Below are 26,083 nucleotides of genomic sequence, written 5' to 3'. Positions count from 1 at the left end.
GAAGGTCTTTTTTTGTCTCTGTTTTAATATATTTGATGTATGAATCTTAAGAATATCAAACAACCTTTCATCGAAACTTTTCCCGGAGATTTTTCTAAAAATCCCATTCAGAGAAACACCCCGAAAGTATTGTTTTCAACCGTTGATCCAGTAGGGTTTGATGAACCAAAATTGATTGTTTTTAATGAAAAACTTTCCGAAGAAATAGGACTTGGAAAACTTGATGATCATGATCTTGATTTTCTTGTCGGAAACAATTTACCGGAAAACATCAAAACGTACGCAACTGCTTATGCGGGTCATCAGTTTGGAAACTGGGCAGGACAACTAGGTGACGGAAGGGCCATTCTTGCCGGAGAAATAGAAAATAAAAAAGGACAGAAAACAGAACTTCAATGGAAAGGCGCAGGTTCGACCCCATATTCCAGACATGCAGATGGACGAGCTGTTCTAAGATCATCTGTCAGAGAATATCTGATGAGTGAAGCGATGTATCATCTGGGAGTTCCAACAACTCGAGGTTTAAGTTTAAGCTTTACGGGAGAAAATGTAGTTCGTGATATGATGTATAGCGGAAATCCGCAGGAAGAAAATGGAGCCGTTGTAGTAAGAACCGCAGAAAGCTTTTTACGCTTTGGGCATTTTGAACTGATGTCTGCGCAAAAAGAAATTGACACTTTACAAAAGCTTACAGATTTTACTATTGAAAACTATTTTCCTGAAATTACTTCAGAAGGAGAACAAAAATATAAAGACTTTTTCCAATCAGTTTGCACAAAAACAGCAGATTTAATGGTCGAATGGTTCAGAGTTGGTTTTGTACATGGCGTCATGAACACTGATAATATGTCGATTTTGGGATTGACAATTGATTATGGTCCTTTTTCAATGATGGATGAATATGATTTAAATTTCACTCCAAACACTACTGATCTTCCCGGAAGAAGGTATGCTTTTGGTAAACAAGGTCAAATTTCTCAATGGAATTTGTGGCAACTTGCCAATGCACTATTTTCTTTAATTAAGGAGGAAAACTTTTTGGAAGAGACTTTAAATTCTTATGGAACTTATTTTTGGGAAGCACATGATAAGATGCTTTGCAAAAAATTTGGTTTCGATCAGTTATTAGAAACTGATGAAGAATTTTTCACCAATTGGCAGGGTCTGATGCAGGAACTTCAACTTGATTATACATTGTTTTTTAATTTATTGGAAAAAACAGATTCCATTACTGATCTTAAGACAGATTTTCAGAAAATTTCGTACACGATTTTAGATGAGGTTAAATTAAAAAAACTAGAAAATTTTCTTCAAATATATAAAGTTCGATTAGAGAAAAACGAAATTTCCAGAACCGAGTCTTTAGATTCAATGAAAAAAACAAACCCGAAATTTCTTTTGAGAAACTATCTTCTTTTTGAATGCATTGAAGAAATCAACGAAGGAAAAACCGAAATGTTTGAAAAATTAACTAAAGCTTTAGAAAATCCTTATGAAGAATTTTTTCCGGAATTTTCGGTGAAAAGACCCTCAAATTATGATGATATTAGTGGGTGTTCTATGCTTTCTTGTAGTTCTTAGAAAATTTAACAATTAAAATTAATGGATTTATCTTTTTTTTACTAATTTTATAAAAAAATTTTTATGAAAAAAATACTACTTTCTTTGAGTTTATTGTTTGCAGGATCTTTTGCTCACTCACAGACAACTTTATTAGACGAAAATTTTGACTCATATACAGATTTCGTGATTACAGGTTTCGGAAATTGGCAAACACTGGATTTAGATGCTTTGAATACTTATACAGGCGGTTCAGACAATCCGGACTGGGATAATGCTGGAGCCCCAATGGCTTTCCAAATCTTCAATCCTACAACAGCGATGGTAACAAATAATACAGTAGCTCCAGATCTTCGAAATTTTGATCCTCACAGTGGACAGAAATATGCAGCTTGTTGGGCGGGTGTTCCATCTACATTACCTGGAGGTGCTACAGCAAACAATGATTGGTTGGTTTCTCCTGTTGTAACTTTAGGGTCCACTAATAATGTATTAACATTTTGGGTTAAGTCTTTATCAAGTTCATATGGTTTAGAAAAATACAAAGTTGGAATATACACTGGCACAGGAACACCAACAACTTCAGCTAACTTCACAATAATTTCGGGAACTGCTTCATTAACGGCACCTTATCCAAATTGGGTTCAAGTAAGTTATACTTTAGCTTCAACTTATAATGGACAACCTATACGTGTAGGTATCCAATGTGTATCAGAAGATACCTATATGTTTATGGTTGATGATGTAAAAATCACAACAACCGGAACTGTTCTATCTACAGACGAAGTTTCAAAATCTCAAACAAGTATCTATCCTAACCCAACAAAAGGAGAAATTAACATCAAAACTGACAAAAAGATAAAATCTTCTACAGTATTTGATCTTTCTGGAAAAGTATTGTTACAATCAAATTCTGAGAAAGTAAATATCAATTCTTTTACAAAAGGAACTTATTTGTTAAAAGTTGAATTTGCTGACGGAAGCACTAAAACTGAAAAAGTAATTAAAGATTAATTCAATTATTTTATCAATATATAAAAACTCACCCTCACCGGTGAGTTTTTTATTATTTTTGCAGAAATTTAAATCGGTGTCTATAAAATCAAAATTTATTCATTTTTTCAAGATTGTTTTTCCTTCATCTTTTGCAGAGTTAGGAATTTTCATCTTTTTCCTTACAGTTTACGGAATTTTAGGATCTTATATTGCGCTCAATTACAGGATCATTTTCGACAGCAGAATTCCGTGGGATGCATATTTCAGTTTCGATAACAAAGCAATCGTGATGACAGGGGGAAGCTTTGAAAGACATCCACTCTCCTATTACTTTTTCAACTGGATGCGGGATTCTATTTTACTTTTTACAGACGGAAAAATGAATGTCAATTTTAGATTGATTTTAGCTTGGTTGAGCAATTTCATCATTAGTTTAAGTCTGGTTCAGGTGTATAAATATTTGAAAAACATCATCAGACTTCCTTTAATCTTAAGTCTCCTCATTGTTTTCTTTTTCAGTTTATTTTCAACGAATATTTTACTTTCCTTTACTCCTGAAACATATACCTACACTTTATTTCTTTTAATTTTATTTAATTATTACACAGCAATAAAATTTCAAAAAGATGGGAAAATCGCAGGTTCTGCATTGGTTCTTGCTGGCGTTACCATTGGTGGATTGACCGTGACAAATATTGTAAAAATTTTCATTCCGGTTGCTTTCGAAAAAGGATTATTTAAAAGCTGGAAAAAATTTGGAAATGCAGCTATCAGAGTGATCATTTCTATCGGAGTTTTTGTTCTCTTATATTTAAATAGAATTGATTTTAAATACCAAAACATTCTTTCAAAATCCGGCGAACAATACGAAAAGTTTTCAAACGTGAAATCAACTCCAATTTGGGATATGGTTTACTCCTACTTTTTTGGTGGAAATATACTTTTTCCAAGTTTTTTTATCCGTGAAAAACACAATATGAAAGGTTTTTACTATGAAGCCATCTTCATGGAGACCTACTCTACCGTATTCGCATACGTTTTCATAGGACTGATTTTAGGAGTTGTTTTGTGGAGTTATTTTAAAAATTTCAAAAACAAACTGGTTCAGATTCTTATGCTTTCATTTTTAGTAGACATTACAATTCACTGCATCTTCAGATTTGGATTGCATACCTCATATATCTACGGTGGACACTACGTTTTCATCTATCCTTTACTTTTGGGTTGGTTATTTTTCGCATACAGCAATTCGCCGAAAACCCTTTCTTTTCTTACGACAACAACAGGCATTCTGATAGTTTATTTACTGCTCAACAATTATCATAGAATGATTGACTTTTTTGAATTTTTAAATCTTTATTACAGATAAAAAAGGCTGAAAAAATAAATTTTCAGCCCTTTCTTATTTTTTTAAATCTATTTTGCCTCTGCACAGAAAATTCTGTACTGTACCGCAATGGCAGACTTGAAATATTCTCTGACTTTAGAAAGGTCGGAAGCAGCACTTTGTTTAGTAAAATAGCTACCTGCAAGAATCTTGTAATTAGGTCTTAAAGAAGCGTCTGTCTCCACTTTCAGATTGGGAAATCTTTTTCTGAAGTAAGCCTTAATTTCATTGGCTTCATCGTTACTTTTTACTGTTGTGATCTGAATTTTATATCCTAAAATTCTCGGATTTTTTCTACAAACTTCAGCATTCGTAAGCTCTCTGTTTGGCACAAAAATCTTTGTTGGTCTTGCTGGAGCATCATCATTGTTAACAGAACTGATTACTGCAACTCTCGCACATTTTTCTTCGAGACCTGTCATTGCATCACTCACACGCGAGTCCATCGTCATCACCAATTCTGTTCCGGACAAAGTATCTCTCTTTACAACCTGTTGGGCATCAACAGTATAAAAACCAAAGAAAGAAAGCATCGAAAATATTTTAATGAAATTTCTCATTTAAACTTGTTTCTGCAAATTTAGGATAATTTAAAAATACAGCAACCATAGTTATTTAGAATAATTACAAATTAAACGTTAATGACATTTTCCCCTTTACATATACCGTTAAATTCCTGTTAAAAATATTATTTTTGCGGGATTGATTACACATTCAATATTTACTAACATAAGATAATTTAAATGATTAGTTGGAGAAAGCATTATAAAAAAGGGCTGATTGCGATAGGTTTATTGCTATCAACAAGTGCTTCAATTTACGGGCAAGACGGCGATCCTAAAAATGGCGAGAAACTTTTTAAGGCAAATTGTACAGCATGTCATGCTTTAGACAAACAAGTTGTAGGACCGGCACTGAAAGGTGTGGTAGAAAGACTTAAGTCTGAGCAGGGACTAGATACAGCTTGGCTTCATAAGTGGATTAAAGACAATAAGGCACTCAGAGCTTCTGGTGACAAGTACGCCAATGAAGTTTTTGAAAAGTACAACAAGACTGAAATGCAGGTCTTTCCTAATCTTGCAGATAAGGATATCGACGATATTTTAGCTTATACAACTAATCCTCCTGCACCGGAACCGGTGGCAAACCCTGCTACACCAGCAACAGACGCTACAGCGGCTGCACCAGCTGATAAAACAACTACGAATATCGTAATCATTTCACTTTTAGCAATTGCAGGTTTATTGGTTTGGATCTTAGTGAAACTGAGACAATTGGTAAAACTGGGGCAATCTGATGATTTAGCTGGGCTTAACGAAAGCAGAGTGAAATCTTTCAGTGAAATCTATGAAAAATACCATTACATCGGCAAAGGTCTTCTAGCTGTTTTAGCTATCTTAGCAACTTACGGTGTGTGGAACTGGATCATGTGGATTGGTGTTTACAAAGGATATAAACCTGAACAACCTATCTACTTCTCTCACAAAATTCACGCTGGAGAAAACAAAATCGACTGTCAATTGTGTCACTCAAGTGCTAAATACGGTAAGGTTTCTGAAATCCCTTCTATGAACGTTTGTATGAACTGTCACAGAACAATTTCTGAATACAATGGTAAATACATTGAGCCAGGAAAAGACAAGGCATTCTACGACGGAGAAATCCAGAAAATATATGCTGCAACAGGATGGGATCCTGCAAAACAGCAATACACAGGTAAAACAACTCCTGTAGAGTGGACAAGAATTCACAATATGCCGGATTTCGTTTACTTTAACCACTCTCAGCACGTAGTAGCGGGTGAACAGGCGATTATCAATTCTTTCAACAAAAAGAATCCTGACAACAAGATTGATGTTGTTTGTAAAGCTTGTCACGGTAAAATTGATACAATGAATGTAGTACAAATGGCAAACGACTTCACTATGGGATGGTGTATCGAATGTCACAGAACGACTGAAATTGATATGAACAACGGTTATAATAAAGAATACTTCAAAAATCTACACGAAAAGCTTAAAAAGCAATACCCTCAAGATGGCGGTAAGATTACTGTAGATGCGATTGGAGGTCTTGAGTGTGGTAAATGTCATTATTAATAACTAAAAAATCAGAAGTATAAATGGCTTCAAACAAAATACAATTTAGAAGTATTCACGAACTTAAAGACCCTTCCCTAAACGGAAAGCTGGCTCTTAAAGAGTTCCAAGAAGAAATTCCGGTAGAAGATTTCTTAGGTGATGCTGAGAAAAGCGACGCTAGTACAACGAGAAGAGATTTCTTGAAGTTATTAGGTTTCTCTACTGCAGCAGTTACTTTAGCAGCTTGTGAAGCTCCGGTAATTAAAACAATTCCTTATGTGGTAAAGCCGCATGATATTATTCCGGGAGTTCCTAACTATTACGCTTCAACATATTTCGACGGTTACGATTTTGCAAGTGTTTTAGTAAAAACCAGAGAAGGAAGACCTATCAAAATTGATCCGAACCCGGCAGCCGGAGATTTAGGTAAAACTAACGCAAGAGCTCAGGCAAGTGTGCTTTCTCTTTATGATAACGATAAAGTAAAGCAGCCTAAATTAGACGGTAAAGATGAAACTTTCGATAAAGTAGATGATTTTGTAATCAAAGGTTTGGAAGAAGCTAAAGCTTCAGGTAAAAGAATCGTTTTATTATCACATTCCTTTGCTTCACCTACATTCAAAAAGTTATTTGCTGAATTTAAAGCTAAATATCCTACCGCTGAACTGGTAACTTATGATGCAATTCCTTACGCTGCTTCTTTAGATGCCGCACAGGAAGTATTCGGACAGAGAGCTTTGCCTGTTTATGACCTTAAAGGTTCTGAATTGGTGGTTGCTTTCCAGGCAGATTTCTTAGGAGAATACAACGCAGCAAGTTTAGAAACTTCTTACGCTGCAGCAAGAAAGCCGGGAGCAAACATGTTGAGACACATCCAAGTGGAATCAAATATGTCTTTAACTGGTGCTAACGCAGATTCAAGATACAGATTAAAGCCAAGTGCTGTAAACAAAACTTTGGTTGAAGTTTATAACGCAATCGTTGGAGGTGGCTCTTCAGATAAATTAGCTAACGAGCTTGCTAAAGAATTAGCAGCAAAAGGCAGCAAAGCTGTTGTTTTCGCTGACGGTTCTAAAGGTGCTCAGATTTTAGCTCACTTAATCAACCAAAAATTAGGATCAGTGGCTTTCACTGGTAAAGCAAACTTCCTGAAAGAGTTTGATAAAGCAAGATTCCAGGAATTTTTAGGATGGGTAAACGGTGGACAAGTTGGGGTATTGATTACCAACAATGTTGACCCGATTTATTCTCATCATAAAGGTCAGGATTTCAAAAAATCTTTAGCTAAAGTTCCTTACGTTATTGCTGTTGCAGATAAGAAAAACGAAATGTATAAGGCAGCGAAAGCTGTAATTCCGGTAGCTAACTGGCTAGAATCTTGGGGTGATATTGAGCCTCAGTCTGGAGTTTATTCATTAATGCAGCCAACGATTCAGAAAATTTACAAATCAAGACAGATCGAAGAATCTCTATTGGTTTGGAAAAATGGAAAGAACAATGCAGCTAATAACTATTACGATTATTTAAAAGCTAGTTCAGCTTCTGTATTGGGCGCAACTTCTTTTAACAAAGCTTTATACAACGGTATCGTTGCTTCTAATAACGCAACAACATTGTCTTACGCTGGCGGAAACGCTGCACAGGCTGTTGCTGAATTAGGAAACTTTAAAGCTTCAGATTTAGAATTAGTTTTATATACCAAGACTTCAATAGGAGACGGAACTCAGGCGAACAACCCTTGGTTGCAGGAATTACCAGATCCATTGACAAGAATGTCTTGGGATAACTACCTTACAATTTCTCCGAAAGATGCGAAAGATTTAGGTATAGAAAATGATTTGAATGCAAGAATGCAGTTGGATGGTTCTATCGTAAACCTTACTGTAAACGGAGTAACTATAGAAAACGTTCCTGTATTTATTCAGCCGGGACAAGCAGACGGATCAGTGGGTCTTGCTCTTGGTTATGGTAAAAAAGATTCAGGAGCAACTGCAGATACTGGGGTAAATGCTTATCCTTTATTTGATGGTTCTAACCTTGCAGTTTCTAATGTTAAAATAGAAAAGACAGGTGAAAGCCACGAGTTTGCAGGTATTCAGCTTCAAAATACTCTAATGGGTCGTTATGACATTGCTAAAGAAGTTCCGTTAGCGGAATTCTTAAATGTAGCATTCGATGACGAACACCATGGATGGAACAAACCTTTGGAATATCATACAATCAGCGGTGCACTTCCTGCAGGTAAAATTGACCTTTGGGATGCATTTGATGATACAGATGGACCTCACTTCAACTTATCGGTTGACTTGAACTCTTGTACTGGTTGTGGAGCATGTATCATTGCTTGTCAGGCAGAAAACAACGTTCCTGTTGTAGGTAAAGAAGAGATCAGAATGTCAAGAGATATGTATTGGTTGAGAATCGACCGTTACTATTCTGCAAAAGAAAAAATCGAGACTAAAGAAGGTGTTGAAAGAGGTTTAAATGTTCCTCAATTGTACGACATCTTGATCGAACCAAATGAAAGTCCTGATGTAATTTTCCAACCGGTAATGTGTCAGCACTGTAACCACGCTCCTTGTGAAACGGTATGTCCTGTAGCGGCTACTTCACATGGTAAGCAAGGTCAAAACCACATGGCTTACAACAGATGTATTGGTACTAGATATTGTGCAAACAACTGTCCGTACAAAGTAAGACGTTTCAACTGGTTTACTTATAATTTGAATGACCGTTTTGATTTTAATCAAAATAATGATTTAGGAAGAATGGTACTTAACCCTGATGTTGTTGTAAGAACAAGAGGGGTAATGGAAAAATGTTCATTGTGTATCCAGGAGACTCAGGCTACTATCTTGAATGCTAAGAGAGAAAACAGAAAAGTAACAGACAACGAATTTAAAAATTCTTGTGCTTGTGCTGCTGCTTGTTCTACCGGAGCAATGACGTTTGGAGACATGAATGACAAAGAATCTGAAGTGAGAGAATTGTATTCTAGCAACAGAAGATATCATTTACTTGAAGAGATAGGAACAAAACCAAACGTGTTCTATCACACTAAAGTAAGAAACAGAGCAGAAAATTAAAGTTTAAATAATAAATAGGTAAAAAATGTCAGGACATTACGAAGCTCCGATAAGGGAACCTCTGATTATTGGTCACAAAACTTATCACGATATCACAGAAGATATTGCACGACCTATCGAAGAAAGAGCAGGAAAATTATGGTGGGTATCACTATATGCAGCCTTAGTTCTATTCATCTACGGATTCGGCTGTATCGCCTACACTATCGGGACAGGTATTGGAGCATGGGGGCTTAACAGAACTATTAACTGGGGTTGGGATATTACCAACTTCGTATGGTGGGTAGGTATCGGTCACGCCGGAACTCTTATCTCCGCAGTATTATTATTATTTAGACAGCGTTGGAGAATGTCTGTAAACCGTTCTGCAGAAGCGATGACGATCTTCGCAGTTGTACAGGCAGCAATCTTCCCGGTAATCCACATGGGTAGAGTTTGGGTAGGATATTGGGTATTCCCTTTACCTAACCAGTTTGGTTCTCTTTGGGGGAACTTCAACTCTCCTCTACTTTGGGACGTATTTGCAATCTCTACGTATTTCTCAGTATCTACAGTATTCTGGTTTATGGGATTGATTCCTGACTTTGCAATGATCAGAGACAGAGCAAAAACTCCTTGGACAAGAAAAATTTATACATTCCTGGCCTTCGGTTGGGGTGGTAAAGCAAAACACTGGCAGAGATTTGAAGAATTATCTTTGGTTCTTGCAGGTTTGGCAACTCCACTTGTATTCTCAGTACACACGACGGTATCTTTTGACTTTGCTACGTCAGTAATTAAAGGATGGCACTCTACGATCTATCCTCCTTACTTCGTTGCAGGAGCAATCTTCTCAGGATTTGCAATGGTACAGACCCTATTGCTGATTGCAAGAAAAGTTTGTCACTTAGAAGATTACATCACAATGTATCATATTGAAATTATGAACATCGTAATTATCTTAACAGGTGGTATGGTAACTGTAGCTTATGCAACTGAATATTTCATCGGATGGTACTCTGGTTCAAGATACGAAGACTTTACTTACCTATCTCCGGGTGCTGCTACAGGACCTTACTGGTGGGCATTCTGGGCATTGATATCTTGTAACTTAATTATTCCGGCTGCGTTCTGGTTTAAGAGAGTAAGAACAAATATTCTTGCAACATTTATTATCGCATTGATCATCAACATTGGTATGTGGTTCGAGCGTTTTGACATCATCGTTATCAACCTTTCAAGAGATTACTTGCCAGGATCTTGGACGATGTTTAAACCAACTATCATCGACGTAGGTGTATATTTAGGAACAATCGGATTTTTCTCTGTATTATTCTTATTGTACGCAAGAACATTCCCTGTAATTGCACAGGCCGAATTAAAATCGATTTTGAAAATCTCAGGTGAAACTTATAAAGCAAAAGAAGGAGATGAGCACCACTAAAATTGTATACGGACTTTATGCTGATGACGACGATCTAATGAACGGAGTTAAAGCATTCAACGATAAAGGAATCGCAATCAACGAAGTTTATACTCCATTCCCGGTTCACGGGCTAGATAAAGCTTTAGGGTTGAAGAAGACAAGAATTTCTGATGCAGCATTTATCTACGCTCTTTACGGAGTGAGTATTGGAGCAACAGTTACTTGGTATGTAATGAATCATGACTGGCCTCAGAATATTGGTGGTAAACCAGCTTTTGACTGGGCTCACAATATGCCTGCATTCGTAGTTCCAATGTTTGAATTAATGGTATTCTGTGCAGCACACATGATGTCTTTAACTTTCTTGGTTAGAAACAAAATGTATCCTGGTGCTCCGGCTCAGAACCCAGATCCAAGAACTACAGATGATAAATTCATGATGGAATTTATTACGGAAGATGTAGAATCTATTAAGCAGCTGCTTGTTGATACGGGAGTTGAAGAAATAACTGTTAAAGATGCTTAAAATGAAAAAGAATGTACTAAAAATTACAGCAGTTTTAGGTTTAACAGCAGTTTTACTTAATTCTTGCGGACCGAAAGAAAATACACCATTGGTATATTTCCCGGATATGTACTTTCCGGTAGCTTACGATCCATTGATGAAAGCTCAGGATGCATATTCAGATCATGAAAATGAGATTCCTGCATTTGTTAGAAATAATGGTGCTACAGGTCTCGCTCCGGTAGAAGGTTCTGTTGCTCAAAATAAAGACGGTGTTTTTGAAGAAAGTAAACTTCCAAAAAATCCGGATGAGTATAACGCAGGTTATGATGCTTCAAAAACATTAACGACTTCTCCTTTAAATCCGGCTAATGCTGTGAAAGATCTTGAAAGAGGAAAAATGTTATTTGATCGTACCTGTTCAGCTTGTCACGGAACTGGTGGTGACGGACAAGGACCAATCGTTCAGAGTGGAGCATATTCAGGTGTACCAAATTATGCAGACAGAGAAATCACTGTAGGTTCTGTTCATTATGTATTAACAAACGGTAGAAATGCAATGGGTTCTTATGCAGGACAATTGAACGCTGGGGACAGATGGAGAGTTGCAATGTATGTGATCAACGCTTTCAAAAAAGGCGTACCGGCAGCAGCTTCAGCTACAGCAGCAAAAACAGATTCTACCGCAACTAAAAAATAAGAAAAGAAATGTATAGTTTTTCACCAAAATTAAAATCAACTTCTATAATACTTCTTGTTGTAGGTTTAGTTCTATTTGGAATCGGTTATTTCCTGAATCATGGGTTGACTGCAGAAAAAATAGAGCATATGATGGAGGCAGTTCATTCTTCAGGTCACGATGCACCTACTCACTCTAGTGAGATGATAGGACCTCAGGATCACGCTTCACATCTTGAGCATGCTACAATGCAGGTTCACAATCAACCTTTAGCAGCAATACATTTTGTAGCTGTATTTTTCTTCGGAGTAAGTTGTGCGGTATTGTTTTTCTACTGTATTCAGCACGCAGCTCACGCAGGATGGCCAATTATTATTACAAGAGTAATGGAAGCTATTGCTTCTTATATTCCTTACGGTGGAGCAATTTTAGTAATATTAATGTTATTAAATATCTTTCACCAAGGTCACTTATTCCATTGGATGGATCCGGATTTGACAGACCCAAATTCTGCTCATTTTGATGTAATCTTATTTGAAAAGAAAAGATTCTTAAATATTCCTTTCTACGCAATCAGAACTTTGATTTACGTAATCGGAGCTTCATTCTTCGCATGGAAACTGAAAGCACAGTCTAAAAAAGTAGATGATACAAAATCTTTGGTTGAGTATCAATTCCTTTACAGATGGGCCGTAGGATATATCGCATTCTTCGGGTTTGCTTCTGCAGCTTGGGCTTGGGACTGGTTGATGTCTATTGACCCTCACTGGTATTCTACAATGTATATCTGGTATTCTATGGTTAGCTGTCTTTCAAGTGGTATCGCTGTAATTATTTTGCTAAGTGTTTACCTTAAGAAAAACGGATTCTTACCACAGTTCAATGACAATCACTTGCACGATTTGGGAGTTTTCCTTTTTGCAACAAGTATGCTTTGGACGTACACATGGTTTGCTCAGTTTATGTTGTATTGGTATGCAAACGTACCGGAAGAGGTTAATTACTTCTTCGGAAGATTCCAACACTATGGAGTTACATTCTTGCCAATGTTGATCATCAACTTCTTATTGCCATTATTGGTATTGGTAAGTTCAAGCATTAAGAGAAATTACAAAGTTGTAACTATTATGGCAGTAGTTGTCATCTTAGGTCACCTTTTAGATTATTTCAATATGGTAATGCCGGGAACAGTTGGTCCTTACTGGAACACTCCGGAAGTACTTTTATTAGTATTGGGTGCTGTATTATTTGTAGTAGGATTATTTATCTTCACAGTAATGTCTGCATTAGCTAAATTGAAACTTATTCCAACAGGAAACCCTTTCCTTCACGAATCTGAAATTTATGAGTATCCTTTCTAAGGACTTGTAACAAAATAAAACTTTAAAAGACTGATTTATAATAAATCAGTCTTTTTTTTTATGTTTGTAGGCAACCTTTTTCACAATTAAGTTGTCTTTATAATAGATTAAACTTTAAACTTAAAATTGTAAATAATGAAAAAAGATCAATTACTCTCTCTTCTCTTCGTGCTATTGCTAAATTTATTTAACGCACAAACCACTACTTTCCTTTCAGAGAAAACAAGCCAGCCACTACCGAAAGTTTCAGTATTTGGGAAAGACGGAAGCATTATTGCCTACTCCGACATTGACGGAAAAATAGACAGAAAATTGCTAAGTCCATCTCAGGAAAAATTCCAATTGGTGTATGATAATCTTTTGCTTGGTACTCTTTCTTATTCTGATTTAGACAAAGATGTCGTTAAATTAAATGACAGAGTAAAAGATATTGAAGCGGTTGTCATTAAAAACACCAAACCTGCAAAATATGTTTTAATTAAAGGGAATTTCAATGCTTATGTAACGTTGAATAATAAATTAAACTGCTATATTGACGGAATTGTAACCTATGTTTTTGACAACAAGACAAAGAAGGCAAAAAGCGCAAACATCGAACAATATCGTATTTTTAGATTAGAAGGAGCAAAAAATGAAAAAAAAGAAATGGGATCTTGGGATTACACTTTTTTCCTTCAACTTCCAAAATTAAAAAGTGTAGGAAATATTGAAGAATACAACCAGAAAAATACAAGAGTAAAAGAATTGAAAAGTGCTTCAAAAGACGAAATCGAAATTACTGGTGAATCTCTTCAGGAAAAAGAATTCGCACTTTTTGGTTATCGCTTCTTTGACGTCAAAGGAATTATCAATATTTCTTACGAGAAAGATTCAAAGAAGACTTTGAGAGATTTATTAGAATCAAATGAAATTGCTTTCATCAAATTAAAACACAAAAGCGAGCCTGATTATAACCAGGTGATCATTTATAAAAATTTCTATCCAACAGAAATAGATTTCAGCGACAGTAATGACGTAACAAAAGTGAAATACGACGTAAATGCGAGTCAGTACAAAACCAATTATTGGCAAAATGCATCTTTCCCGAATATGCAAACCATTTTCAGCTCGTTCTTCAAAGAAGATTTAAAGGAAAAAGAAAACAAAAAATAAAAAATCAGTATTAATAAAGGTTTTACTAAATTTGCATCAAACCATAAACAAATGAAAAAGCTAAGTTTTCTACTTATTTTTAGTTTACTTCTTTTTACAGCTTGTAAGAAAGATCATGTTGATGCTACCAGTACTCAGACTTTGCAGTCGAGCATCAATGATATGGCTTCAAGCCTTACAACTATCAAGCAGATCAAATTTAATGAAGCTTTATATATTTTAAAAACCTTCGGTGTAGAAGCCGAAGGTGATGTCAACGAGCTTAAAGCTTTAGGTCAACTGATCGACGGGAAAAAAGTTCCTGAAATTTTGTCGATGGCGGATCAGGTTGCACAAAAAAATGGCATTGAGTGGGCAAGTACGGCCCCTCCATCATTAGGAGAAATGAACATCTTCGGTGACGAGACTGCTAAAGAAAGCGATCCAAACGATGTACGTGCAAACTCATTAAGTATTATAACACAGTTAACTGGCGATGCAGGAAATGGTGCAACTTCAATGCAGATCATTCCAAGGTTAGTTGACAATGCAGGAAAACCGATTGCTTTTACAGGTGCAGGTTTAGAAACAACTTTAGAGGTTTTCAGTAACGGAGTGAAACTTTCGACTGCTAAAAACCTGATGCAGGATAATAATTTCAGAGGATTTAGTCTTAAATTTTCTTCTTTATTAGCATCTAAAATTGTTGATAATAAAATTGACATTACAGTTTCTGTAAAAACCACGGCAAAGACTTTCAAAATGTCTAAAATAGGATTGGATGTAAATCCTTCTGCTTTAAGAGTGCCTGAAGTTCCAAAAACAGATTCTACAATGATGGTGCAAGATCCGAATGCAGTAATTGACCCCAACAATCCTACCGGAACAACTCCGGGAACAGTTACAGATCCAAATGCAACACCTACTCAGCCTAAACAACCGACTGCAGATCCGAAAAATACAGTTAGCAAATTTTTAAATAATGTAAGCTCGCAAAATTTAAAAGCAGCATTTGATTCATCAAGCAATCCAAGCTGGGGAAGCTATGAATCTTTCTCAAACCCGACTTCCGGTTTTGGAGCTGTGAAAAATGTAAGCGTGAAAAACATTACAACAAATGCTACAAATCCAAATGCTGCAAGCGTAAATGCAACATACGATGTAACGGATAAAAACGGAAGAACAACATCTCTGAAAGCAACTTTCGGACTGAAAAGCGTCAATGGAGAATGGAAAATCTCAAGCTATAAGATAAATCCATAATCTATGGCTTCACAAGAACTGATCAGAAAACTCAACGAAACCATTGAAAACATAGCTGACTTTCCGATTCCCGGAATTCAGTTTAAAGATATTTCACCGATTTTTTTAGATCCGAAACTATATGAAGAGGTCATTGAAGATCTAGTTAAATTCAGCAAAGGAAAAGTAGATGCAGTCTGCGGAATTGAAAGCCGTGGTTATCTTTTCGGAATTGCGATCGCAGTAGCTCTGGATGTTCCATTTATTTTAATCAGAAAAAGAGGCAAACTTCCACCACCGATTATTTCAGAAAAATATGATTTGGAATATGGAAGCGCAGAAATTGAAACCCGTGAAGGTCAGATTAAAAAAGGTCAGAGAATTTTAATTCATGATGATCTTTTAGCAACAGGAGGAACTACAGAAGCTGCAGCAAAACTGGTTGAAAAGCAAGGTGCAAAAGTCGTTCAGTTTAGTTTTTTGATTGGTTTAAAAGATCTAAAAGGTGAAGAAAAGCTCAAGAAATTTGATGCGGAAATTTATCACACTTTAGAATATTGAAAATTTCAATTCATTATTTTTTACTTAAAATATTTAAGTATTAATCCGTAAAATTGAAAAAACTTTGTGTTCTTAGTTGAGTGAAACGCCTTTGCGAACCTTAAAATAAAACAGCTAGTAATAAAAAAATCTTTGCGAACTTTGCGTTAAAATTCAGCAATCTGCAAGCAAAAATTATTAAAAAAATAAAGAAATTACAATTCATTTAATAATACCTGCAAAGTATTTTGTAAATCACTCAGAAACAATTAAATTTGCAATTCAATTTTTTAAGAATTTATGGCAAAATTGGGAAAGAATGCTCCAAACGAGCAAGAAGGTAAAGAAACAGTGGAATTTTTTAAAGACCTTGACAGAGAGGCTTTAAACACAGAAAGATTCCTGGAAAAATATCAGAAACCATTAAGCATCGCTTTTGGAGTTTTAGTTTTGGGAGTTTTAGGCTTTTTCGGATACCAGCAATTTGTGGTAGCTCCAAAGAATGCTGAAGCTGTAAAAACATATTTAGCTGCACAGAAAAACCTTACAGAAGGTAAAGATAAAGAAGCTTTAGGTGGAAAATCAGCTGCTAATCCTGGTTACTTAGGAACTTACAACGAATATTCTTCAACCAAAATTGGTAAACTTTCTGCTTACAATGCTGGTTTATTGAAATTTAAAGAAGGAAAATTTCAGGAAGCTTATGATCTTTTAGATAAATTTTCTTCTGACAACAAGACTTTAATGGCTATGAAGTATGGCGCAATGGCAGACGCAAAATCTGGACTTAACAAAAATGATGAAGCTTTATCATTATTAGACAAAGCAGCTTCAGCTTCAGATGATCCTTACACTTCTTATTTCTTCACAAGAAAAGCAGGAATTGTGGCTTTAGGAATGAAGAAAAATGCAGAAGCTAAAAAATATTTCGCAGCAATTGACGAAAAATATCAGGACTACGACAACGGAATGTCTGATTCATATATTGAAATGACTAAATATTACTAAACACATGGCAACAGTTAATCTTTCAGATTACAAGCCACTTCATATAAATAATGCCGAGGATTTTTCTATCGGCATTGTTTTTTCTGAGTGGAATGACTTTGTAACTTATAATCTACGCGACGCAGCTTTAGAAATCCTTGAGAAAGAAGGTGTAAAGTCTGAAAATATCAAATTATTTTCAGTTCCGGGAGCTTTTGAATTGAATTATGCAAGTATGCAGCTTTGCAAAGAGCGTAAATTTGATGCAGTAATCGCAATCGGATGCGTCATCAGAGGTGAAACTCCTCATTTTGATTTCGTATGTGATGCTGTTGCACAAGGAATTAAAGACTGCAATATTTTAACCGATACTCCAACGATTTTCTGCGTTTTGACAGACGACACCAAAGAACAATCGATCGCAAGAAGCGGTGGAAATTTGGGAAATAAAGGTGTGGAAGCAGCAGTAACGGCTTTAAGCATGATCAATTTTAAAAGAAAGCTTTCTGATAAAAAAGAAAGCATTGGCTTTGGAAATTCTCAAATCTAATTGATTTCTATTAAAGAATATTTTTAACTTTACCTGTAAAATTATTTATTATGAAATGGACAGACGACAGAAGCGGCAACGTGGATGACAGAAGAGGATCAGGCGGTGGCGGTGGAGCTATTGTGGGTGGCGGATTAGGAACAATCATCATTGCTGCCATTGTATTTTTCCTTGGTGGAGATCCTTCAGCAATTCTTTCTTCGGGAGGAAATTCTGCTCCTCAAACTGAACAGCGTGAGTTGAGTCAAAATGAGAAGCAAGTTGGAGAATTCATTAAAATGATCACCGCTGAAAATGAAGAAACCTGGACAAAGATTTTTGCTGAAAACGGCATGACATATCAGCCGGCAAAAGTAGTTTTATTTACAACCCAAACTCAATCTGGTTGCGGAACCGCACAATCTGCGATGGGACCATTTTATTGCCCTGCAGACCAAACTGTTTATATGGATATGACTTTCTTCAATGAACTTCAATCAAAATTTGGAGCAAAAGTTACCGAATTCACAATTGCTTATGTAATGGCGCACGAAATGGGACATCACGTACAGAATCTTTTAGGAACTTTAGATAAAACAGATCAATTAAGAAGAAGTGGAAGATATTCTGAAGAAGAGATGAACAGAGTATCTGTAGCGACAGAGCTTCAGGCTGATTTCTATGCCGGAGTTTGGGCAAGATATTCTAATGAAAGAGAACATTTCCTTGAGCCCGGAGATTTAGAATCTGCAGTTGAAGCAGCAGAAGCTGTGGGAGACGATAATATACAGAAAAGATCACAAGGATATGTGAATCAGGAAAGTTTTACTCATGGTTCATCAGCACAACGTAAAGAATGGTTTATGAAAGGATATAACTCCGGAGACATCAAACAGGGAGATACTTTTAACCAACTTTTAAAATAATAAACAGCCCTGAAGAAATTTCTTCAGGGCTGTTTATTATTTATTTCAGCTCAATAGGATTGCTGTTTCTTTTTGCTTCATCTTTTACTCTTTCCTCCATTCGTTTTCTCATGTCTGCAGGGTTTTGGTTTCCGCCACCACGATTTCCCATTCTTATTCCGCCACCGCTTTGATTCATAAATGACATCGGGTCAGTTTTAAATTTTTCCTGCTGTTTTACATAATCAGTCCTTTTTACTTTAACCACATTTCCAAATGTTGTCATCTCAGGAAAATCAGAAATTTTGTAGTTTTTCATTAAATCAAAAGAGTAATCTCCACTAGCATCTTCTGCTTTCACAATCAAACCGGGAAGTCCACTAAACTTGTACGGTCCGTCCTGATAAGGTAAATCTGTTGTAAACCATGCAGTCCATTTTCTTCCACCAAACTCAGTTTCAGCTTTCTGAACTTTATATTCACCAATTTTAGTCGTTTCCGGTAAAATTTTCCAATCTAAAGGTCTGTCTTCTTCGTATGAATACTGATCTCTTCCTAAACGATCTTTATATAACGTTTTCTGATTTTTTTTATTTTTCTCAATAGAATAGTTAATATTCGTTCTCAAACTTTCCATCTGATCTCTATTAAATCCTCTCGCTCCACCACTTTGGCGATTAGCCTGCATTACAGAATCTCTTTTAATTCTGTTTTCAGAATAGAACATAGATTTTTCTGGTGAAATGTCTAAATAAGCATTCTCAGTTTTAATATCTGATTTATTAGAAGCATCAGGTTTCATTGTTACCTGATAAACAAATCTGTTGGTCTGTGCAAAAGCTGATTGCATCATTAAGATTGCAGCTAAGATGCCTAATTTTTTCATTATTTTCCTGATTTATAGTTTTGATTTTAAATATACCTCAAAGTTAAACCATCGATGATAAAAATTGATAAAATAAAAACGACGATTTTTATATACTGATTATTGTTCGTATTTTTGCACCATTAAATCATTCTAAATAAATACAATGATAAAAGTTTCAGATCATGCTAAGGAAAAAGCCATTCAACTGATGACAGAAGATGGTTTTAATCCGGCAGAAGATTATATAAGAGTTGGGGTAAAGAGCGGAGGTTGTTCTGGTTTGGAATATGTTTTGGGGTTTGACAACAAAAAAACAGATACCGATCAGATTTTCGAAGACAATAACATCAAAATTGTCGTAGAAAAAAAATCTATTCTTTATTTAGCAGGGACTATCCTCGAATACTCAGGTGGATTGAATGGAAAAGGATTTGTTTTTAACAATCCTAATGCAGCCAGAACGTGTGGTTGTGGTGAGAGTTTTTCTTTATAATTATTAAAAGATTAAATAATTAAAAATTAAAAGATTATTGATGGCCGTAGAATTTGAAAATTTTGAAGTTTACAAACAGGCAACTAATCTTACAAAAAATGTTTTTAATCTTTTAAGCAAAGAAAAATTTAAAAAAGAATTTGAATTGACAAATCAAATTAAAAGAGCCGTTTTGTCAATTACAAATAACATCGCAGAAGGCAGCGAATATAATAACAATGCACAATTCATTAGATATTTAAAATATTCTAAAGGAAGCTGTGGAGAAGTAAGAAATATGTTAAACCTTTGTTTGATGTTATATGAAGAAGATACAACCGATTTAATTAATGATTGTAAAATAATTTCAAAACAATTGTCAAAATTTATTGATTATCTATCTAAAACTGATAATAAAAAGCGAAACTAATTTTTTAATCATTTAATTTTTTAATCATTTAATAAATGTCAAAATATACTGAAGACGACTTAAGAGTCGATTTAGAAAATAAAAAATACGAATTCGGCTGGGAAACGATACTCGATTACGAAGATTTCCCAACTGGTTTAAACGAAGATATCGTCCGTGCTATTTCTGCTAAAAAGGAAGAACCGGAATGGATGACAGAATGGCGCTTGGAATCTTTCAGAATTTGGTTAAAAATGACGGAGCCTGAATGGGCAAATATCAAATACACAAAACCGGATTTTCAGGCGATCAAATATTACGCTGCTCCAAAAGCTAAACCAGAATTGGCAAGTTTGGATGAAGTTGATCCTGAATTATTGGCAACTTTCGCTAAATTGGGAATCAATATCGAAGAGCAAAAAAGACTTTCAAATGTTGCCGTAGATATTGTAATCGATTCGATCTCTGTAAAAACAACTTTTCAGGATACCTTAGCAGAAAAAGGAATTATTTTCTGTTCAATTTCCGAAGCGATCAAAAATCATCCGGATTTAGTAAGAAAATATCTTGGAAAAGTAGTTCCGAGAGGTGATAACTTTTATGCAGCATTAAATTCCGCAGTATTTTCTGACGGAAGTTTCTGCTATATTCCAAAAGGGGTAAGATGCCCAATGGAATTATCAACTTATTTCCGTATCAATCAGTCTGGAACAGGTCAGTTTGAAAGAACGCTTGTCATCGCTGATGAAGGAAGTTATGTTTCTTACCTTGAAGGTTGTACAGCCCCGTCCAGAGACGAAAACCAGCTTCACGCTGCAGTTGTAGAATTGATTGCTTTAGATAATGCTGAAATTAAATATTCAACGGTTCAAAACTGGTATCCGGGAAATGAAGAAGGTAAAGGTGGAGTTTTCAACTTTGTAACCAAAAGAGGACTTTGCGAAACAAAAGCTAAAATCTCATGGACTCAGGTTGAAACAGGTTCTGCTGTAACCTGGAAATATCCGTCTTGTATCTTAAAAGGTGACGGTTCTATTGGTGAGTTCTACTCTATTGCGGTAACCAACAATCATCAATATGCCGATACGGGTACAAAGATGATTCACATCGGGAAGAATACAAAATCAACGATTATTTCTAAAGGAATTTCTGCGGGAAAATCTCAAAACTCATACAGAGGATTGGTAAAAGTGATGCCTTCTGCAAAGGGAGCCAGAAACTTCTCACAATGTGACTCATTATTGATGGGTAATGAATGTGGAGCACATACTTTCCCTTATATTGAAATTAAAGATCCTACAGCTCAATTAGAACATGAAGCTACCACTTCAAAAATCGGTGAAGACCAGATTTTCTACTGTAACCAAAGAGGTATCGATACAGAAAGAGCAATTGCTTTGATTGTCAATGGTTTCAGCAAAGAAGTTTTAAATAAATTACCAATGGAATTTGCCATCGAAGCTCAGAAATTACTGGAGATTTCTTTGGAAGGTTCTGTAGGATAAAATTAAGATTCTTTTTAAATTTTAATTTTACAAACTAATATAGCAGTGCTTTGTCATTCCGGAGGAATCTAAACATAGAATTTCAACGCTGTTGAGATTCCTGCGGAATGACAAAGATTATTTTGAAAATCTACAAAGTATATAAAATAAGCTGACAATAAAATTAAACTAGGAATTTATTAATTCTTAATATTAATAAAATAATAAAACAAAAACATTAAGTATTCCTTAATGATCGATAAATAAAGTTTATGTTAAACATTAAAAACTTACACGCCAGAATTGAAGATGGCGCACAAATATTAAAAGGTATCAATCTTGAAATCAAGCCGGGCGAAGTTCATGCAATCATGGGACCCAACGGAGCAGGAAAATCTACTCTTTCTTCTGTGATTGCAGGAAAAGAAGATTACGAAGTAACGGAAGGGGAAATCCTTTTTCAAGGTGAAAACATCATTGAAGATGCTCCTGAAGAAAGAGCTCACAAAGGAATTTTCCTTTCTTTTCAATATCCGGTAGAAATTCCTGGAGTTTCTGTGACGAATTTCATTAAAGCTGCTTTGAATGAAAACAGAAAAGCAAACGGATTTGAAGATATGCCTGCAAAAGAAATGCTGGCCATGATTCGTGAGAAATCTGAGAAATTGGGAATTAAAAAAGATTTCCTTTCAAGATCACTAAACGAAGGATTTTCGGGAGGTGAAAAGAAAAGAAATGAGATTTTCCAGATGATGATGCTAAATCCTAAATTGGCTATTCTTGACGAAACTGATTCAGGATTGGATATTGACGCTTTGAGAATCGTTGCAGATGGTGTAAACCAATTCAAAAACGAAGGAAACGCAGTTCTTTTGATTACGCATTATCAGAGGTTGCTGAATTATATCGAGCCTGATTATGTACACGTTTTAGCGAACGGAAAAATCATTAAGACAGGTGACAAATCTTTAGCTTTAGAATTGGAAAGCAAAGGTTACGACTGGTTGCTTAATTAATAAAATATTTTTGGTTAAGTTTTTTATCAATCCTTAGTCGAAAAGGCAGTGAAAAACTGCGATATTGATACAAATTAAATTTATAATAAAGGTGTGATGGCCGAAATATCAGTAATGGCTTTATACGATCAAACAATAGAAAATCACAGTGAATTTTTGGAGAGTCTGCGTCACAGATTTTTAGATGACGACAGAAAAACTGCGCTTCAAAAATTTGCAATGAAAGGTTTTCCAACCAAGAAAGACGAAGAATATAAGTATACCAACCTCAAAGAAATCACGGAGAAAGATTATAATTTTTTCCCGAAAGAAAGTCACAATATAACCAAAGAACAGCTTGATGAGTTACATTTGGGAGAAGAAAATTTTGACTGGATTGTCTTTGTAAACGGTCAGCTTCACAAAGAGCTTTCAAACATTTCTATCGAAAATGCAGAATTTTTATCTTTCAATTATGCTTTGAATGATGAGAATCATAAAGAGGTTTTCGATCAATATTTTAATACAATTGCTGCGAAAGATTTAGCTTTTACCAATTTAAATCAGGCATATTGCAAATACGGATTCTTCTTGAAAGTTCCGAAAAACGTGATCATTGAAAAACCAATTCACGTATTTTATCTTTCTCAAAATCAGGAAGAAAATACATTCTACAACACCAGAAATTTATTGATTGTAGAAGAAGGAGCAAAAGTAGAAATCATTGAAAGTCATCATAATTTTGACAGCAGTTTTGTTTTTACCAATTCGGTAACTGAAATTTTCACGTATCAGAATGCAAAAGCAGACTGGCACAAAATTCAGAATGACAGCGATACTTCTTATTTGGTAGACCATACTTTTGCGAAACAGGAAAGAGACAGCTTGACAACGGTAAATACGTTTACATTTGGCGGGAAGATTATCAGAAACAATCTTGATTTTATTCATAACGGAGAAAATATCAACTCTTTTATGAACGGAATCACCATTATCGGGAAAGATCAGTTGGTAGATCACCACACAGCAGTTCACCACAATACTCCGAACTGTCAGAGTTATCAAAACTACAAAGGTATTTACAAAGATAAATCTCACGGAGTTTTCAACGGGAAAGTATTTGTAAATAAGATTGCTCAGAAAACCAACGCCTATCAGCAAAACAACAACGTTTTATTAAGCGAAGGTGCAACGATCGACACGAAGCCTCAATTAGAAATTTTCGCAGACGATGTGAAGTGTTCTCACGGTTGTACGGTAGGTCAGTTGAATAAAGATGCTTTATTCTACTTAAGAGCTAGAGGTATTTCTAAAAAAGAAGCTCAGGCATTACTGCTTTACGCTTTTGCCAATGACGCAATGCAAAATATCGATATCGAACCATTAAAAGTAAAAATCGAACAGCTTCTAGCCGAAAAACTTGAAGTTACAATGGAATTTTAGATTTCCATTTAAACATACAAAAATAAAGCACTTCGATTGAAGTGCTTTTCTTGTTTATAGTAATTTAAAATTTATTTTTTAAGCCACCACTGACTGTCTTTTCTGTCAGAACGTTTCACTCCGTTATCAATATTGTACGCAAAACCAATTCCTAAAGTCTGCTTTAACTGTGTTTTTTGAATTTGATTGTGATCGTACATCAAATCTAAAGTAACAATCGAAGAAACAAATCTGTTGATTTTCATGTTTAAAAGCATATTATACGATAGAACCATATGATCCGGTTTATCAAGATAGTTAGAGAAAATAGAACCCGTGTTGGTCATTTCGATATTTTCCATGAGTTTTACTTTATAAATGGCAGAACCGAGAAAACCGATCTGCATCAGGAAAAAATCTCCATCAGCTTTTAAACCATAAGTTCCTGCTAATTGTAATTCTTTATCCAAAACAAAAGTAAACCTACCATTGGCAGGCCTTAAAGTCACTGTAAGATTTTCATCCGGTCTGTAAGTAATACCCAAACCTGCGTTTACATAACCAGGAGCCATAAAATTTGATATTTTCTTTGCTTGAGGATTATTGCCATCTTCAAAACCACCGGAAAACTGCGAAAGTAAACTGGCTCCCGTAGAAACGTACCAGCTTTTCGAAAACTGTCGCCCATAGTTGGTGGAAATATTCAGAACATCCTGAGTTTTTCTTGTTCCGATACCTTTTGTAGTATTTTGTCCGTAATTCAGAATAATAATATTTTCCCAAAGGTGGCGTCCTTTTTCATAAACAAGATTATAGTTTGCACTTGCAAGCCAACCCACATTATTGGCCCCACCACCAACCCAATTTGAAAAGGCTGCCTGATTGAACATGACACTATTTTTGGCAATTACAGACCAATGTCTTGGTTTTTTAATCGTGTCAACCGCAGCAGAATCGCTGATAATTACCTGCGCAAAAGATTGTATACTCAGATACATAAAAAGTAAAACGAAAATCTTTTTCATAAATCTCAATTTTTCCAAATGCAAAAATAGGAATATAATGTTAAATGGCTGTTCCGCAGATTTTCAAAGGTTTACAATAAAAAGTTTTGCGTCATGATTTTAAAACATGATAATCTTAAAATCCTTACTTTTTGTCTTATATATTTTTTAAAAATTAAAATCATCGACAAATTTTCCGAAATTTATCATTGGCTTTTGATTTGACAGTTTTCAGATATGTTTAAAAATGTAATTTACAAAAATGCTATCATCAATCCCCTTCTTATGTTGGGAGCAATGTGGTTGGGATACTTTTTACAGATGCAGGGCTTTTTTGCAAGTTGCTTTGGAGCAATTATTCCTCTGTTACCGGAAGGTCTGTTAGGAATTATTACGTCTCCTCTACTTCACGGAAGTATTGATCATATTATTGGGAATTCTATTCCTATCGCTGTCTTGATGGGACTTTTATATCAGTTCTATCCTTTGGTTGCCAACAAAGTTTTTATTTTGGGCTGGCTTGCAACGGGACTTTTACTTTGGATGCTTCCGCCGATTGATATTCTGACAGGCGAATATATGTACACCTGTACTATCGGCGCAAGTGGAATTGTTTATGTACTCGCATTTTTCCTGTTTTTTAGTGGAGTTTTTAAATGGAATATGACTTTGTTAACCATTTCACTTTTAGTGGTTTTGTACTACGGAAGTTTGATTTGGGGAATGTTTCCGGAAGAACTGTTTTACAACATGCAGGAACCAAGTAAAATTTCCTGGCAGGCGCACTTATCAGGTGCAGTTGTAGGAAGCATTTTGGCTTTTGTTTTTAAAAATGTAGGTGATAAAAAGAAAAAATACATTTGGGAATTCCCAAATTATTACAGCGAAAAAGACGATAAATTGTGGCAGGAATACAAAGAAAATCACCCCGAAGATTTCCTTGAATTACCTTACAAGAAAAATGAAGATCTTTGGGATCATTTAGAAGAAATAAGGAAAAAATAATTCCGAATTTTATTACATTTGAAGAAAATA

The 26,083-nt window shown here is 35.3% G+C and carries 24 protein-coding genes; 21 read left to right on the top strand and 3 right to left on the bottom strand.

The features are described 5' to 3' along the window. Positions 1–39 precede the first annotated feature (39 nt). From K0R77_RS05920 to K0R77_RS05910, 3 genes are all read left to right on the top strand, one after another. Complete coding sequence (locus K0R77_RS05920) at positions 40–1,581, top strand: protein adenylyltransferase SelO family protein (RefSeq protein WP_300349794.1); 1,542 nt, start codon at positions 40–42, stop codon at positions 1,579–1,581. 63 nt (positions 1,582–1,644) lie between these two features. Next, a complete protein-coding gene (locus K0R77_RS05915; protein ID WP_300349791.1) occupies positions 1,645–2,574 on the top strand; it encodes a choice-of-anchor J domain-containing protein in 930 nt (309 codons plus the stop codon). A gap of 76 nt (positions 2,575–2,650) precedes the next feature. After that, entirely contained in the window at positions 2,651–3,925 is a 1,275-nt protein-coding gene (locus K0R77_RS05910; protein WP_300349788.1) for a DUF6080 domain-containing protein, read from the top strand. 47 nt (positions 3,926–3,972) lie between these two features. Here the strand turns inward: K0R77_RS05910 and K0R77_RS05905 are convergent, their stop codons facing one another. Further along, on the bottom strand, positions 3,973–4,503 hold the full coding sequence (locus tag K0R77_RS05905; protein ID WP_300349786.1) for an SPOR domain-containing protein: 531 nt from the start codon (positions 4,501–4,503) through the stop codon (positions 3,973–3,975). Positions 4,504–4,686: 183 nt separating this feature from the next. Here K0R77_RS05905 and K0R77_RS05900 point away from each other — a divergent pair, with 183 nt between their 5' ends. The 12 genes from K0R77_RS05900 (at position 4,687) to K0R77_RS05845 (ending at position 18,415) form a co-directional block, all read left to right on the top strand. Continuing rightward, positions 4,687–6,042, top strand: a complete 1,356-nt coding sequence (locus K0R77_RS05900) for a c-type cytochrome (RefSeq protein WP_300349783.1) — start codon at positions 4,687–4,689, stop codon at positions 6,040–6,042. A gap of 23 nt (positions 6,043–6,065) precedes the next feature. Beyond that, positions 6,066–9,110, top strand: a complete 3,045-nt coding sequence (locus K0R77_RS05895) for a TAT-variant-translocated molybdopterin oxidoreductase (protein ID WP_300349780.1) — start codon at positions 6,066–6,068, stop codon at positions 9,108–9,110. Positions 9,111–9,135: 25 nt separating this feature from the next. After that, entirely contained in the window at positions 9,136–10,533 is a 1,398-nt protein-coding gene (gene nrfD, locus K0R77_RS05890) for an NrfD/PsrC family molybdoenzyme membrane anchor subunit (RefSeq protein ID WP_229983198.1), read from the top strand. Next, complete coding sequence (locus K0R77_RS05885) at positions 10,520–11,041, top strand: DUF3341 domain-containing protein (RefSeq protein ID WP_047443227.1); 522 nt, start codon at positions 10,520–10,522, stop codon at positions 11,039–11,041. Before nrfD ends, K0R77_RS05885 begins: the two co-directional genes overlap by 14 nt. Then, the gene (locus K0R77_RS05880) at positions 11,034–11,720 is read left to right on the top strand and encodes a cytochrome c (RefSeq protein WP_300349776.1); all 687 of its coding nucleotides are present in this window, start codon (positions 11,034–11,036) and stop codon (positions 11,718–11,720) included. The genes K0R77_RS05885 and K0R77_RS05880 overlap by 8 nt, the downstream gene beginning before the upstream one ends. 8 nt (positions 11,721–11,728) lie before the next feature. Beyond that, positions 11,729–13,060 carry a quinol:cytochrome C oxidoreductase gene (locus tag K0R77_RS05875; RefSeq protein WP_300349773.1) on the top strand — a complete coding sequence of 444 codons (1,332 nt, stop codon included), beginning with the start codon at positions 11,729–11,731 and terminating at the stop codon, positions 13,058–13,060. Between the two features lie 135 nt (positions 13,061–13,195). Continuing rightward, positions 13,196–14,212: a hypothetical protein gene (locus K0R77_RS05870; protein WP_300349771.1), complete on the top strand. Its 1,017-nt coding sequence runs from the start codon at positions 13,196–13,198 to the stop codon at positions 14,210–14,212. Between the two features lie 51 nt (positions 14,213–14,263). After that, on the top strand, positions 14,264–15,454 hold the full coding sequence (locus K0R77_RS05865; RefSeq protein ID WP_300349769.1) for a hypothetical protein: 1,191 nt from the start codon (positions 14,264–14,266) through the stop codon (positions 15,452–15,454). Between the two features lie 3 nt (positions 15,455–15,457). Further along, positions 15,458–15,994, top strand: a complete 537-nt coding sequence (locus K0R77_RS05860; RefSeq protein ID WP_300349766.1) for an adenine phosphoribosyltransferase — start codon at positions 15,458–15,460, stop codon at positions 15,992–15,994. A gap of 279 nt (positions 15,995–16,273) precedes the next feature. Then, on the top strand, positions 16,274–16,981 hold the full coding sequence (locus tag K0R77_RS05855) for a tetratricopeptide repeat protein (RefSeq protein WP_300349763.1): 708 nt from the start codon (positions 16,274–16,276) through the stop codon (positions 16,979–16,981). A 4-nt stretch (positions 16,982–16,985) separates the two neighbouring features. Then, complete coding sequence (gene ribH / locus K0R77_RS05850; RefSeq protein WP_300349760.1) at positions 16,986–17,510, top strand: 6,7-dimethyl-8-ribityllumazine synthase; 525 nt, start codon at positions 16,986–16,988, stop codon at positions 17,508–17,510. Positions 17,511–17,560: 50 nt separating this feature from the next. After that, positions 17,561–18,415 (top strand): neutral zinc metallopeptidase, encoded by an 855-nt coding sequence (locus tag K0R77_RS05845; protein WP_300349757.1) that lies wholly within the window; start codon positions 17,561–17,563, stop codon positions 18,413–18,415. A 40-nt stretch (positions 18,416–18,455) separates the two neighbouring features. On the opposite strand, the gene K0R77_RS05840 is transcribed toward K0R77_RS05845, so the two are convergent. After that, the gene (locus K0R77_RS05840; RefSeq protein WP_300349754.1) at positions 18,456–19,280 is read right to left on the bottom strand and encodes a GLPGLI family protein; all 825 of its coding nucleotides are present in this window, start codon (positions 19,278–19,280) and stop codon (positions 18,456–18,458) included. A 145-nt stretch (positions 19,281–19,425) separates the two neighbouring features. On the opposite strand from K0R77_RS05840, the gene K0R77_RS05835 reads away from it, so the two are divergent. From K0R77_RS05835 to sufD, 5 genes are all read left to right on the top strand, one after another. Then, positions 19,426–19,755 carry an iron-sulfur cluster assembly accessory protein gene (locus K0R77_RS05835; RefSeq protein WP_162087737.1) on the top strand — a complete coding sequence of 110 codons (330 nt, stop codon included), beginning with the start codon at positions 19,426–19,428 and terminating at the stop codon, positions 19,753–19,755. A 40-nt stretch (positions 19,756–19,795) separates the two neighbouring features. Then, on the top strand, positions 19,796–20,164 hold the full coding sequence (locus K0R77_RS05830; protein WP_300349747.1) for a four helix bundle protein: 369 nt from the start codon (positions 19,796–19,798) through the stop codon (positions 20,162–20,164). 35 nt (positions 20,165–20,199) lie between these two features. Continuing rightward, positions 20,200–21,648 (top strand): Fe-S cluster assembly protein SufB, encoded by a 1,449-nt coding sequence (gene sufB / locus K0R77_RS05825; protein WP_300349744.1) that lies wholly within the window; start codon positions 20,200–20,202, stop codon positions 21,646–21,648. Between the two features lie 251 nt (positions 21,649–21,899). Beyond that, positions 21,900–22,643: a Fe-S cluster assembly ATPase SufC gene (sufC, locus tag K0R77_RS05820; RefSeq protein ID WP_047443242.1), complete on the top strand. Its 744-nt coding sequence runs from the start codon at positions 21,900–21,902 to the stop codon at positions 22,641–22,643. Between the two features lie 114 nt (positions 22,644–22,757). Further along, positions 22,758–24,065 carry a Fe-S cluster assembly protein SufD gene (gene sufD, locus K0R77_RS05815; protein ID WP_300350441.1) on the top strand — a complete coding sequence of 436 codons (1,308 nt, stop codon included), beginning with the start codon at positions 22,758–22,760 and terminating at the stop codon, positions 24,063–24,065. A gap of 71 nt (positions 24,066–24,136) precedes the next feature. Here the strand turns inward: sufD and K0R77_RS05810 are convergent, their stop codons facing one another. Beyond that, positions 24,137–25,069, bottom strand: coding sequence for a DUF3078 domain-containing protein (locus K0R77_RS05810; RefSeq protein ID WP_300349737.1), 933 nt, complete (start codon positions 25,067–25,069; stop codon positions 24,137–24,139). Between the two features lie 216 nt (positions 25,070–25,285). Here K0R77_RS05810 and K0R77_RS05805 point away from each other — a divergent pair, with 216 nt between their 5' ends. Continuing rightward, on the top strand, positions 25,286–26,053 hold the full coding sequence (locus tag K0R77_RS05805) for a rhomboid family intramembrane serine protease (RefSeq protein ID WP_300349734.1): 768 nt from the start codon (positions 25,286–25,288) through the stop codon (positions 26,051–26,053). Positions 26,054–26,083: the final 30 nt, after the last annotated feature.

The sequence above is a fragment of the Chryseobacterium sp. genome, from assembly GCF_029240215.1.
Taxonomy (GTDB): domain Bacteria; phylum Bacteroidota; class Bacteroidia; order Flavobacteriales; family Weeksellaceae; genus Chryseobacterium.
The sequence above is the reverse complement of the archived record's forward strand: the minus strand, read 5'-3'. Positions and strand labels throughout refer to the sequence as shown.